Below are 12,689 nucleotides of genomic sequence, written 5' to 3' on the forward strand. Positions count from 1 at the left end.
CGGAGCTTTCTTTATGCATATCCTGCAGTTAACGAAGACTTGTTCGCCACACGCCACCCGGAGCAGGGTCCTCTTACCGATCCTCGTGAGCACTCGCCATGTGTCGCCATTGCCAAGCCAGGTGTGTGCAATGCGTCACGAATACGCTCCAGAAGACCCGTTTGAAAGGATTCAGCAATGAGCATCAAGCAACGCCTCGAAGTCCTGCCATGGGACACGCTGGCGCGTTACCGCCTGATCGAGATCATCGCCTTGTGGGAGGGGCGAGTCACTTCGCGTCATCTGGGCAACGCCTTCGGTATCGCCAGACAGCAAGCCTCGCGCGTCATGAAGACCTACCGCGAGACGGTCGCCGAGAACAATCTCGAGTATGACCCCGTCATCAAGGGCTACCGTCCATCGGCAAATTTCTGCCCCATGCTGACGCGGGGTGAAGTCGATGAATACCTGCAATTGCTGGGCAATCACGACAATCTGAATCCGCATTTCACCGGGCTGGGACTAGGTCAGGCAAACACCGAGGCCCTGCGCCTGCCGTCACGCAGCGCCAGCCCGCCGGTGGTCAGAGCCTTGATCGAAGCCGCCAGTCAGGGCGCGCGTCTCGAGGTGACCTACGCCTCTCTCAACTCTCCCCAGGGGGAGGAGCGTATCCTGTGTCCGCATACGCTGGTCTACGCCGCTGGCCGCTGGCACGTGCGTGCCTTCTGCGAGAAGAACCGGGCTTTTCGCGACTTCGTGCTGTCTCGATTCCGCGCAGTGCCGGAGCTATTCGGTGAAGCCCTCGAGGGCAGCCAGCGCGAGTGTGATGAAGGCTGGGAGACGCGAGTCACCTTGAAGCTGGGTGCCGACCCGCGCCTGACCCCCGCCGAACGCGGCCTGATTGAACAGGACCACGGCATGGTGGATGGCGAGCTGCACCTGCCGACACGCGGCGCTCTGGTCCAATACGTCCTGCGCGAGCTGGGCATCAATCCAGACCATCTGGAAGAGTCTCCGCGCGCCCAGCAGCTGGTCGTGCTCAATCGCGACGAGATCACTGACTGGCTGTTCGTCAGCTCCAGCGCCTAACGCGGGAGTGAGTGGGCCTCCCCCTGCTCTCTCCCGGCTCTTCCAGTGCCCACCCCCTGTCCAGTCAATGCCCTCGCACTGACCACAAGTTGCCTGAATGGGCTATCCATCGTCGAGCGAAGTTTATATGATGACTTCTGCACACAGTCCTTCGCCCTTCCCGGCGGAGGACTGTTTTTTTGGTGTCCAGCAAGGCCTTGCTCGCAAGGGGCTGACACCACGACTGACAGGAGGTCTCATGGCCACACTTCCCTCGATCATCATCAATCGCCTGGACGCCGAACGCCTCGAGCGCCTGATTGATCGCGTTGCCGCCACCGACCGTCAGGTGGCAGAACAGCTTGAGGACGAGCTGGAGCGCGCCGAGGTCGTCGAGCCTCACGAGGTGCCCGCCGATATTGTCAGCATGAACAGCCGCGTGGAGTTCACGGACCTGACCCGCCAGCAGACTCTGATGCGCACGCTGGTCTATCCGCATGCATTGCCCGGCCAGCAGGATGGCCTGTCGGTGCTGGCGCCACTGGGAGCTGCCCTGCTCGGTCTCAAGGTCGGCAGTCTCATCGAGTGGCGGCTGCCGGATGGCAGCCTGCATGAGGTGCGTATCGAGGCGCTGCATTACCAGCCGGAAAGCGCCGGCGACCTGCACCGCTGACAGCGCCTAGCGCATCAGCAGACGGCGAATCAGACCATGGATGGCGCGCGCTGTCGGCCCGTCTGCATAGGGCGGGTACATCAGCCGCGCGCCATTCATGCGCCCCTTGGCGAAGATTCCCTTGGCCTTGCTGAGTGTCTGGAAACCTTCCTTGCCATGATAATGGCCCATTCCGGACGGCCCGATGCCGCCGAACGGCATGTCATCCTGCGCCACATGCAGCAGGGTATCGTTCAGGCACATTCCGCCCGCATGCGTGCCTTCGGTGACGCGCTGCTGTTCGTGCTTGTCGTGGCCGAAGTAATACAGTGCCAGCGGCCGGGGCCGGGCGTTCACATAGGCCATCGCGACGGATAGCGCATCCGCCGCTGCATCCAGCAACCTGCCCTTCTCGCTCGTCTCGCTATCCGCCTCATCCGCTGCCCCCGCGACCGCCAGGCCGACGATCGGCAGTAGCGGGCCGAAGATTTCCTCCTGCATCACGCGCATCTCATCGGTCACATCGAGCAACGCCAGCGGCGGCATCAGACGCTTCTCGACCAGCGCCGGGTCATTCCAGTCGGGGCTGTCGACCAGAGGCCTGAGCGTCGCGCCCTTCGCCAAGGCGTCCTCGAGCACCTCTCGCAAGCGCTGGTACTGACGCCGATTGATGATGCGCGAATAGTCCTGCGTCTCGCAGAAGCGAGGATAGAAGCGCTGGAAAGCCTCGCCCAGCGCCGTGACCAGCAGCGGGACCTGGTCGTCACTGCACAGCACGTAGTCCGGCGCGACGCAGGTCTGGCCGGCATTCATGCCCTTGCCGAAGGCCAGCCGCCCTGCCGCTTCACGACGCTGCGCCTCATCCGCCATCAGCTCACGCGACATGATCACCGGCGACTTGCCACCCAGTTCCAGCGTCACGGGGGTCAGGTTGTCCGCCGCGGCACGCATCACATGCTTGCCGACCGTCGTGCTGCCGGTGAACAGCAGGTGGTCGAAGGGCAAGGCCGAGAAGGCCGCCGCCACATCGGCCTCACCCGTCACGACGGCCACCTGCACCTCATCGAAGGCATCGAACAGCATCACACGCAGCGCCTCGGCGGTCTCGGGGGTGAACTCGCTCATCTTGATCATCACCCGATTGCCGGCACTCAGTGCGCTGATCAAGGGGCCGATCGCCAGATAGAGAGGATAGTTCCAGGGCACGATGATGCCGACCACGCCCAGCGGCTGATAGACGACGCGCGCAGAGGCCGGCTGGAAGGCGGCGCTGACATGACGCTTCGAGGGCTTCATCCAGCCCTTCAGATGACGGCGTGCATGACGAATACCTTCATAGCTCGGTACCAGTTCGGCCAGACGCGTCTCATGGGCGCTGCGGTGGCCGAAATCGGCGCTGATCGCCGCGATCAAGGCCTCCTCGTGTGACTTGAGCGCATCACGCAGCGAGGTCAGCCAGGCCAGGCGCTCGTTGGCGCTGGGCATCGGTGACAGGCCGTACGCGGCTCGCTGGTCTTCCAGCAGCGCCTGCATGCGAGCTATCTCGGCCTCTCCCTCGTGGTCTGATGAGGCAGTCGCAGCGTCTGAGGTGGCAGGCAGGTCGTCAACAGCACGGGGGTCTACAGGGGAAGCAGGCGTCATGAGGACATCCAGTGAGGGCCGGCGAAGCCAGCAGCGAAGACAGACAGCCACGAGTATGGCGTGCCAGGCGACAGCGGCCGGCGCGAGGAGAATCACCAGCGTGGCTCATCCCGTTTTAGAACACTCGTTTGATGGCGTCAAAGAAAGTCGCCTGCGCCGCTGCCGCGCACCGCAATGCAAAAAGCCCCCGCACCGTGAGGTACGAGGGCTTTTCGGGTGTCGACCGGCAATGGCGCCGGTGACGGGAATTCGTTGGCGCGCCCAGCAGGATTTGAACCTGCGACCCCTGCCTTCGGAGGGCAGTACTCTATCCAGCTGAGCTATGGGCGCGCATGCCAGGGTTGCAGTGAACCGAGGCGCGCTTATGGTAACGTCTTGATTCTACGATGTCGAGATATCCCGCCAGCCACGCGGTTGCTGCGCCTCCGGCGAGCGCTATACTGGCTCGATACACAGCCCCAAAAGGTGCACGCCATGCAAGCTCGCCGGCCAGCCGCTTTTCCCCACAAGCGCTCTTCCCTGTCACTTTCATTGAGCGCGATGCTGTTCAGCGTGCTAGTCAACGCGTCCGCACAGGCCGCAGACAACTCCCGCGAGGCGATTGCCGAGCGACTCAAGCCGGTGGGCGAGCTATGCGTAAAAGGTGATGCCTGCGCCGGTGATGGCTCAGCAGCGAGCTCGCAGCCGGCGGAGAGCGGCGCTGGCGGGCAAGCCAATGCCGCCAGCGCGATAGACGGCGAGAAGGTCTACGGTGGTATCTGCATGGCCTGTCACACCACTGGCGCCGCCGGTGCCCCGCGTCTGGGCGAGGCCAGCGACTGGGAAGGCCGCCTCGCCAAGGGCGACGAGACGCTCTACACCCACGCCATCGAAGGCTTCAATGCCATGCCGGCCAAGGGCGGCAACCCGGCGCTTTCCGATGAGGAAGTGAAGGCCGCGGTGGATTACCTGCTCGATTCCGTGCGCTGAGTCTCAGCGCACAGTACCCGACAATCAACATCAGCCCAGCAGCGAACGCAGGCCCGCGATGGCATCCCGTCCGCGGGCGACCTTCTTCTCCTGATCCTGCGGCTTGTCGGCCCGCCCTTCCCACTCGAGGTCTTCCGGGGGCAGCTCATCCAGGAAGCGGCTCGGCACGCAGTCCATCATCTCGCCGTAGGTCTTGCGCTGGCGCGCCAGCGTCAGCACCAGGGTGCGCCGCGCCCGAGTGATACCCACGTAGGCGAGGCGGCGCTCCTCCTCCACCGTGTCCATCTCGATGGAGTTGCGGTGTGGCAGCAGATCTTCTTCCAGCCCCAGCACGTAGACATGCGGAAACTCCAGGCCCTTGGAGGCATGCAACGTCAGCAGCTGCACGCGGTCCGAGTCATCTTCCTCGGCCTGCTGCTCGAGAATGTCGCGCAGCACCAGGCGTGAGATGGCCGCCGCGACATCGCCGGTCTCGGTATCACCGATCATCGCCTCGCTGCCTTCCAGCTCCTCCACCTCTTCCTGCGGATTGCCGCTGATCGACTTCTCGAGCTGATCGACCAGAATCCAGACGTTGGCCATGCGCCGCTCGGCGATCTTGGGTGCACTGGCGTTCTGGTACAGCCAGCCTTCGTAATCCACCTCGCGGAACAGCTCACGGATCGCGCTGATCGACTGGCCGGCGTCCATCTCGCGGCGCACGCGGTCCAGCGTATGGGTGAAGCGGCCGAGGCGGTCCAGCGCCCGCTCGCTGAGCTGCTCGCGCAGGCCCATCTCGCTGCAGGCGGCGTAGAGCGACACGCCACGCCCGGTGGCGTAGTTGGCCAGCTTCTCCAGCGTGCCCGGCCCGACTTCCCGCCGCGGCACGTTGACGATACGCAGGAAGGCGTTGTCATCCGCCGGATTGATCAGCAGACGCAGATAGGCCATCGCGTCCTTGATCTCGTTGCGCCCGAAGAAGGAGGTGCCGCCGGAGAGCTTGTAGGGGATCTGGTAGTGCTGCAGCTTCAGTTCCAGCAGGCGTGCCTGGAAGTTGCCGCGATAGAGCACCGCGAAATCACGCCATTCGGCGCCTTCCTTGATGCGCCGCGTGAGGATCTCCCCCGCCACGCGCTCGGCCTCGGCCTCTTCGTTGCGATTCATGATGATGCGGATCGGGTCGCCATCGCCCATCTGCGACCACAGTGTCTTGTCGTAGACGTGAGGGTTGTTGGCGATCAGGGTGTTCGCCGCGCGCAGGATGATGCCGGTGGAGCGATAGTTCTGCTCCAGCTTGATCAGGTTCAGGCGCGGGAAGTCCTCACCGAGAGTGACGAGGTTCTCGGGGCGCGCGCCGCGCCAGGCGTAGATCGACTGGTCATCATCGCCCACCACCGTGAAGGTCTGGCGCTCCTGCATCAGCATCTTCACCAGCAGGTACTGGCTGATGTTGGTGTCCTGATACTCATCGACCAGCATGTAGTGGATGCGCCGCTGCCAGCGCGCCAGCACCTCGGGATGATCACGGAACAGCACCACGGGCAGCAGGATCAGGTCATCGAAGTCGACCGCGTTGTAGGCCTTGAGATGCCGGTTGTAGGCCTCGTAGATCACCGCGGCGTACTGGGCGTCTTCATCCTCGGCATGCGACAGCGCCGCCCCGGGCAGGATCAGATCATTCTTCCAGGTGGAGATCTGACTCTGCACCGCGTTGATCTGCTCGGCGTCGGTGTCGGCTTCCTTGTGCATCAGCTCCTTGATCAACACCTTGGCGTCATCGGTGTCGAACAGCGAGAAGCCCGGCTTGTAGCCCAGCGTCTTCAGCTCGCCGCGGATGATGGTCAGGCCGAGGGTGTGGAAGGTCGAGACGATCAGCCCGTGGCCCTCGCGGCCCTTGAGCATCTTGCCGACACGCTCCTTCATCTCGCGCGCCGCCTTGTTGGTGAAGGTCACGGCGGCAATGTTGCGTGCCTTCATGCCGCATTCCTGCACCAGATAGGCGATCTTGGTCGTGATCACGCTGGTCTTGCCTGATCCGGCACCGGCCAGTACCAGACAGGGGCCATCGATGGCGCGCACGGCTTCCTGCTGGCGGGGGTTGAGCTTGGCGAGGCGATCACGGATCTCGGTCATCACGGTGTCCTGCTGGGCGAGGGGAAGTGGGTCATCTCAAACGCTATGCGTCAGATCAATCGAGCTGCACGGCGCCGGCGAAATCCAGCTGACGCCAGCTTTCATAGACGACCACGGCAACGGCATTCGACAGGTTCATGCTGCGACTGTCAGCCAGCATCGGCAGGCGCAACACCTGCTCGCGGGGCAGGCTGTCGAGCATCGCCTGTGGCAGGCCGCGTGTCTCGGGGCCGAACACCAGCGCATCACCGGCCTGGAAGCTGGCCTCATGCGGTGCGGTACGGCCACGCGTCGAGAGCGCGAAGATGCGCGAAGGCTTCACGGTTGCGACGAAGTCCTCGAGGCTGGCATGACGCTGCACACGCGCCCACTCATGATAATCGAGACCGGCGCGGCGCAGGCGCTTGTCATCCAGCTCGAACCCCAACGGCTCGATCAGATGCAGGCGGTAACCGGTATTGGCACACAGCCGAATGATATTGCCGGTATTGGGCGGAATCTCGGGCTGATAGAGCACGATATCGAGCATGAGCAGACTCGCGGCAGAAGGCGAAAACAGGGGGCTGGCCGGCGATGCTCACCTGGCCATGACAACGCAAAGCGGGCCCCGAAGGGCCCGCCATCTTACCGCAATGCGTGACTCACGCGGAGCACGCGTTGCCGATTACATACTCAGAACTGCAGGCGCATGCCGACCAGCGGGCCGGAATCCAGCGTGCGTTCGTCACGGTTCTCGAAGTCGGCCTTCACCTTGCGGTAGCCGACATAGCCTTCGACGTTGTCGATGACCTGATACCGTGCGCGCAGGCCGTATTCATAGCTGTGCTCGAGGTCGTTGCTGGTCGCGACGTCCGGGGTCACGTAGCCGTAGCCGCCCAGCGAGACGCGCGGTGCGCCCGGCAGGTAGTAGTAGCCGTAGCCGCCGAGGCCCAGACCGCCGCCGTCACCGTGGTCGGTGTCGTACTGGCTCCAGCGTGCGCCGAGGCCCACGTCGTATTCGCTGGTGCGCTCGGTGCCCAGCAGCTGGACGTGACCGGCAGTGACGTCGTCGTGGTCATCGCTGGACAGGATACCGCCGCCGAGCTGGACGCCATTGCTGATCTCGCCATTGATTTCGCCCTGAACGGCTTCAGTATTCAGGTTGAGGTCAGCGTTGCCGGCCATGGCCGGGGCGGACAGACTGGCCGCGAGGATGGCTGCCGAAAGGCCGAGAATGTTACGGTGAGCTGTCATGTATGCACCTCTGTACGTGACTGGGAAGGTAATGCTGCGCGGGTCATGAACGCTCTCAGGCGCCCTGGAGACCGTATTGCGCACGGTAGTCGCGAATCGCGACCGCATGCCCAGACAGTTCCTGCTGTGCGTATTGTTCCAGATATTCGAGCACCTGGTCGAGCGTCACGATACTGACCACGGGCATGGAGAAACGTGCCTCCACTTCCTGAATGGCGCTGTTCGCCTTCAGGCCTCCCTGACCATCGGGAGCGCGCTCCTGACGGTCCAGTGCGATCACGACGCCCGCCGCCTTGGCACTCTCGGCGTGGATGATCTCCATCACTTCGCCGATGGCGGTGCCGGCGGTGATGACATCATCGATGATCATCACGCGGCCTTCGAGGGGCGCGCCGACCAACGAGCCCCCTTCACCGTGGGTCTTGGCTTCCTTGCGATTGAAGGTAAACGGCATGTCACGATCATGATGATCCGCCAGCGCCACGGCCGTCACGGCGCCCAGCGGGATACCCTTGTACGCCGGGCCGAACAGCACATCGGCTTCCAGGCCTGATTCGACGATGGCACGCGCGTAAAAGCGTCCCAGACGTGCCAGGGCCTGTCCGGAGCGGAATAGACCAGCATTGAAGAAGTAGGGGCTCACCCGCCCGGACTTGAGCGTAAACTCGCCAAACCGCAGCACGTCCTGCTCGATGGCAAACTCAATGAACTCCCGCTGGTAGTCCTGCATCCGATATCACCTTTGAATTCGTTAGCCATTTACCAAATCGTCTAAAGCTCGGGTATCATACAGGCGCGACGAACCAGGGACCACGTATGAAAATCGCTACAGTTAACGTCAATGGTATTCGAGAAGCGGTCAGCCGCGGCTTCCTCGACTGGCTTGCCAGTCAGGACGCCGACGTCGTCTGCATCCAGAACCTCAAGGCCAAGAGCTTCGAGCTCGACGACAGCATCCTCTACCCGGAAGGGTACGAAGGCTACTTCCTGGACGCCGAAAAGGACGGCTTCTCAGGGGTTGGCCTCTATTGCCGCCAGATTCCCAAGGCCATCATGTATGGACTGGGCTTCGAGCAGTGCGATAACGAAGGCCGCTACCTGCAGGCCGATTACGACCGATTCAGCATCTGCTCTTTCCTGATGCCTGACGGCAGTGATCCGGCTGCCAAGGGCGCCTTCATGGAGCAGTACCAGGAATACCTCAGCAAGCTGCGCCGCAAGCGTCGTGATTACATGATCTGCGGCACCTGGCATGTGGCCCACAAGACTGTCGACCTCGCCAACTGGTCCGACAATCAGATGACGCCGGGCTTCAAGCCGGAAGAGCGTGCATGGATGGATCAGGTCTTCGGCCCGATCGGCTTCATCGACGCCTTCCGCGAAGTCAATCGCGATGCCGACCAGTACTCCTGGTGGCCAGCGCTGGACAGTGACCAGCCGCGCGCCCGTCAGGAAGGCTGGCGCCTCGACTATCAGGTCATTGACCCGAACCTGCGTCGTCATATCAAGGACGCCTGGATCGACACCGATGCCACCTTCAGCGAGTTCGCACCGGTCATCGTCGAGTACGACCTCGAGCTGTGATGCACGCTGTCACCCCTTGAGCGTTCAGCCTCGGGCCACCCTGCCAGTCGCATGATGTGCCTTCGGGCACTGACGAAAACGCCCCCATCGCGCAAGCGGTGGGGGCGTTTTCTGTCTGGCCTCAAGCGCTCATGACATCGCCCTCATGACATGGCTCTGATGGCACAGCGCTGGGCCGCAGAACTCAGGCGTCGGCCGGCATGCCGAGTGCGGCGCGCTGCGCGGCGAACAACTGCTCACCGGTACGCTCGGCGAGATCCAGCAGGGCATTGAGCTCGGCGCGATCGAAGGCCGCGCCTTCTGCGGTGCCCTGTACCTCGATCAGCCCCTTGCCTTCGGCCATCACGACATTCATGTCGGTATCGGCCTTGCTGTCTTCCGGATAGTCGAGATCGGTGACCGGCACGCCCTTGTAGATGCCGACGGACACGGCACTGACCAGGCTCACCAGCGGGTCGGTCTTGATCTTGCGCTCACGCTGCAGGCCCTGCAGCGCGTCGACCAGCGCCACACAGCCACCGGTGATAGCCGCGGTACGCGTGCCGCCATCAGCCTGCAGCACATCGCAATCGATGGTGATGGTGTATTCGCCCAGCTTTTTCAGGTCCACCGCGGCGCGCAGCGCACGGCCGATCAGACGCTGGATCTCCACCGTGCGGCCACCCTGCTTGCCACGCGCCGCTTCACGATCATTACGGGTATGGGTCGCACGCGGCAGCATGCCGTACTCGGCGGTCAGCCAGCCCTTGCCGGAACCGCGCAGCCAGCGCGGCACGCCCGCCACGACAGAGGCGGTGCACAGCACGCGGGTCTCCCCGAACTCCACCAGCACCGAACCCTCGGCGTGACGAGTGAACTCACGGGTCAGGCGGATCTCGCGCGGCTGCTCCGGGGTACGGCCACTGGGACGGGTCACGTTGGCTTCGCTCATGGGGATTCCTTGTTGCAGTATTCGGGAGGCCAGAGTCTACACGCCGCAGCCACGGGCGACGACCTTCGCGCCACACGGGCCAGACCGGCCCCTGATCACTGGGCGCTCAAGAGCGGCACGCGTACACTTCAGGCTATCAGCGCGGTCGCTCATACGCCGCCCTCTTCTGACAGCCAACCGACAAGGAGCACGTCATGGTCCACAGCATGACCGCCTTCAGCCGCCAGACCCATGAAGCCGACTACGGCACCCTGACGCTGGAGCTGCGCTCGGTCAATCAGCGCTATCTCGAACCGCACTTCCGCCTGCCCGACAGCCTGCGCGAACTCGAAAGCACCTTCCGCGAAGGCCTGCGCAAACGCCTCAATCGCGGCAAGGTCGAACTCTCGCTGCGCTTTGACGCCGAAGCCGGTGCCGACAGCCTCGCCGTCGATGCCAGACGCCTGGGCGAACTCAGTCGCGTGCTCGCCGAAGTCGGTCAGCACTGCCCGGACGCCCCGCAGCCCTCACGCCTCGCCCTGCTCGACTACCCCGGCGTACTGGTACGCGAAGGCGCCGATCAGGAGCGTATCAAGGCCGATGCCCTCAACCTCTTCAAGCGCGCGCTGGACGAGCACATCGAAGGCCGCGCCCGCGAAGGCGAACGCCTCGCCGAGCTGATCAGCGCACGCCTCGATGGCGTCGACACCCACGTCGCCGAAGTCCGCCGCCTGATGCCAGACATCCTCGCCCGTCAGCGCGAGAACCTGCTCGCCCGCCTCGAAGAAGTCCGTGCCACCCTCGATCCGCAACGCCTGGAAGCCGAACTGACTCTGATGGCCCAGAAGGCCGATGTCGACGAAGAGCTCGACCGCCTCGACACCCACGTCGGCGAAGTCCGTCGTCAGCTCACCCAGAAAGGCCCCATCGGCCGCCGCCTCGACTTCCTGATGCAGGAACTCAACCGCGAAGCCAACACCCTCTCCTCCAAATCCGTCGTCGCCGACACCACCCGCTGCGCCGTCGAGCTCAAGGTGCTGATCGAACAGATGCGTGAGCAGATTCAGAATATCGAGTGATATCCCGCCAAAGGAGTTAGCCGGATGAGCAGACCCGAACCATGGAGTGGTGAAGAAGTCACAGCGATTGTCGAAACGTACAAGAAGATGCTGGTTGCAGAACTGTGTGGCCAGCATTACGTGAAAACAGACCACAATCGTGAGCTTGCCGAGAAATTAAATAATCGCTCAAAGGCTTCTATCGAATTTAAGCATCAAAACATCAGTGCCGTACTACGAGATGCTGACTGCCCCTATATCAATGGCTACAAGCCGATGAGCAATTATCAGGGCATGCTGGTCGATGTTGTTGAGCGCCACCTACTTCGTACTGAGCTATTCGATCAGGCAGCACGCAATGCAGCAGACCGGCCAGTCATTGATGCGCCGGCCCCAAAAGATACTTCCATTATTGTCACACCGCCGGAGTCTAAAACACCTCAGACCAGCGTGCAGGAAGCCAAACAGCGTTACGCGACGCCCACGCCGGTTAAGCGCGACTACTTGGCGCGAGAAGCCCGCAACCATGCTCTAGGGAGTGCTGGCGAGCGCTTTGTGGTGGCCTTTGAAAAGATGCGCCTCAGAAAAGAAGGCCACACATCGCTGGCCGAGAAGGTCGAGCATGTGGCGGAAACCCAGGGCGATGGATTGGGCTATGACGTCCTGTCTTTTGATGCGGATGGACGAGAGCGCTGGATCGAGGTGAAGACGACGGCATTCGCCAAAGAGTGCGCTTTTTTCATCACGCCAAATGAACTCAAATGCTCGCAAGCCAATCCTGAGCACTACCATCTTTTCCGCATCTTTAGCTTCTTAACCCAACCCAACATGTACTGCTTGAGGGGGGATCTTTACCCGCAATTGACGCTCAATCCGCAAAGCTATCGCGCACATCTACTGTGAATGGCTGGCTCCCGTGTCCTAGCAATTGAAACTCAGCCCCACAGCCACAATCTTGTTTCCATCCCTCGGCTGAGGGCTTTTCCGCTCAAGGAGTCAGGCATGTCTATCGAACAAGTGCTGTACCGTGCAGAAGCCACTACCACTGGGGGGCGTGAGGGCAAGTCGCGTTCTTCCGATGGGGCGCTGGATGTCACCCTGAGCACGCCGAAGGAGCTGGGCGGTGGTGGCGGTGAAGGTACCAACCCGGAGCAGCTGTTCGCGGCGGGTTACTCTGCCTGCTTCATCGGTGCCATGAAGCACGTGGCCAGCACTGACGGCGTGACGCTGCCGGAAGGCCTGGAGATCACCGGCAAGGTGGGCATCGGCCAGATTCCGGCCGGTTTCGGTATCGAGGTGGCGCTGGATATCAGCCTGCCGGGCATGGACAAGGCCGAGGCGGATGCGCTGGTCGAGAAGGCGCACCAGGTGTGCCCGTACTCCAACGCGACGCGTGGCAACATCGATGTGACGCTGAACGTCAGCGTCTGATGGCTGACGACTGATCGCCAGACACGAAAACGCCGCCCCTCGGGGCGGCGTT

General features: G+C 62.8%; 13 protein-coding genes and 1 tRNA gene. 7 read left to right on the plus strand and 7 right to left on the minus strand.

Going from position 1 to position 12,689, the window contains the following annotated elements; translation table 11 throughout:
- Positions 1-177: 177 nt before the first annotated feature.
- Both QD356_RS13495 and rnk read left to right on the plus strand, forming a co-directional pair.
- A complete protein-coding gene (locus QD356_RS13495; RefSeq protein WP_043331776.1) occupies positions 178-1,068 on the plus strand; it encodes a WYL domain-containing protein in 891 nt (296 codons plus the stop codon).
- Between the two features lie 238 nt (positions 1,069-1,306).
- A complete protein-coding gene (gene rnk, locus QD356_RS13500; protein WP_192838991.1) occupies positions 1,307-1,720 on the plus strand; it encodes a nucleoside diphosphate kinase regulator in 414 nt (137 codons plus the stop codon).
- Positions 1,721-1,726: 6 nt separating this feature from the next.
- Here rnk and QD356_RS13505 read toward each other — a convergent pair whose 3' ends face one another.
- Together QD356_RS13505 and QD356_RS13510 are read right to left on the minus strand one after the other, a co-directional pair.
- Positions 1,727-3,340 (minus strand): coniferyl aldehyde dehydrogenase, encoded by a 1,614-nt coding sequence (locus QD356_RS13505; protein ID WP_225996597.1) that lies wholly within the window; start codon positions 3,338-3,340, stop codon positions 1,727-1,729.
- A 253-nt stretch (positions 3,341-3,593) separates the two neighbouring features.
- A tRNA-Arg gene (locus QD356_RS13510) sits at positions 3,594-3,670 on the minus strand.
- A gap of 144 nt (positions 3,671-3,814) precedes the next feature.
- On the opposite strand from QD356_RS13510, the gene QD356_RS13515 reads away from it, so the two are divergent.
- Positions 3,815-4,309, plus strand: a complete 495-nt coding sequence (locus QD356_RS13515; RefSeq protein WP_192838992.1) for a c-type cytochrome — start codon at positions 3,815-3,817, stop codon at positions 4,307-4,309.
- Between the two features lie 30 nt (positions 4,310-4,339).
- On the opposite strand, the gene rep is transcribed toward QD356_RS13515, so the two are convergent.
- The 4 genes from rep to pyrE form a co-directional block, all read right to left on the minus strand.
- Positions 4,340-6,421 carry a DNA helicase Rep gene (gene rep, locus QD356_RS13520; RefSeq protein ID WP_054556336.1) on the minus strand — a complete coding sequence of 694 codons (2,082 nt, stop codon included), beginning with the start codon at positions 6,419-6,421 and terminating at the stop codon, positions 4,340-4,342.
- 55 nt (positions 6,422-6,476) lie between these two features.
- Complete coding sequence (gene trmL, locus QD356_RS13525; RefSeq protein ID WP_192838993.1) at positions 6,477-6,950, minus strand: tRNA (uridine(34)/cytosine(34)/5-carboxymethylaminomethyluridine(34)-2'-O)-methyltransferase TrmL; 474 nt, start codon at positions 6,948-6,950, stop codon at positions 6,477-6,479.
- Between the two features lie 143 nt (positions 6,951-7,093).
- Positions 7,094-7,654 (minus strand): YfaZ family outer membrane protein, encoded by a 561-nt coding sequence (locus tag QD356_RS13530; protein ID WP_192838994.1) that lies wholly within the window; start codon positions 7,652-7,654, stop codon positions 7,094-7,096.
- A gap of 55 nt (positions 7,655-7,709) precedes the next feature.
- Entirely contained in the window at positions 7,710-8,384 is a 675-nt protein-coding gene (gene pyrE, locus QD356_RS13535; protein WP_107335804.1) for an orotate phosphoribosyltransferase, read from the minus strand.
- 86 nt (positions 8,385-8,470) lie between these two features.
- Here pyrE and QD356_RS13540 point away from each other — a divergent pair, with 86 nt between their 5' ends.
- Entirely contained in the window at positions 8,471-9,238 is a 768-nt protein-coding gene (locus QD356_RS13540) for an exodeoxyribonuclease III (protein WP_043331765.1), read from the plus strand.
- A gap of 184 nt (positions 9,239-9,422) precedes the next feature.
- Here QD356_RS13540 and rph read toward each other — a convergent pair whose 3' ends face one another.
- Positions 9,423-10,169 (minus strand): ribonuclease PH, encoded by a 747-nt coding sequence (gene rph, locus QD356_RS13545; RefSeq protein WP_043331764.1) that lies wholly within the window; start codon positions 10,167-10,169, stop codon positions 9,423-9,425.
- Positions 10,170-10,363: 194 nt separating this feature from the next.
- On the opposite strand from rph, the gene QD356_RS13550 reads away from it, so the two are divergent.
- From QD356_RS13550 to QD356_RS13560, 3 genes are all read left to right on the plus strand, one after another.
- Positions 10,364-11,227 (plus strand): YicC/YloC family endoribonuclease, encoded by an 864-nt coding sequence (locus QD356_RS13550; RefSeq protein ID WP_192838995.1) that lies wholly within the window; start codon positions 10,364-10,366, stop codon positions 11,225-11,227.
- A gap of 24 nt (positions 11,228-11,251) precedes the next feature.
- Positions 11,252-12,109 carry a DUF3883 domain-containing protein gene (locus QD356_RS13555; protein WP_199852280.1) on the plus strand — a complete coding sequence of 286 codons (858 nt, stop codon included), beginning with the start codon at positions 11,252-11,254 and terminating at the stop codon, positions 12,107-12,109.
- Between the two features lie 99 nt (positions 12,110-12,208).
- Entirely contained in the window at positions 12,209-12,637 is a 429-nt protein-coding gene (locus QD356_RS13560) for an organic hydroperoxide resistance protein (protein WP_054556341.1), read from the plus strand.
- Positions 12,638-12,689 lie beyond the last annotated feature (52 nt).

The sequence above is a fragment of the Cobetia sp. 2AS genome, assembly GCF_029846355.1.
GTDB classification, from domain to species: Bacteria; Pseudomonadota; Gammaproteobacteria; order Pseudomonadales; family Halomonadaceae; genus Cobetia; species Cobetia amphilecti.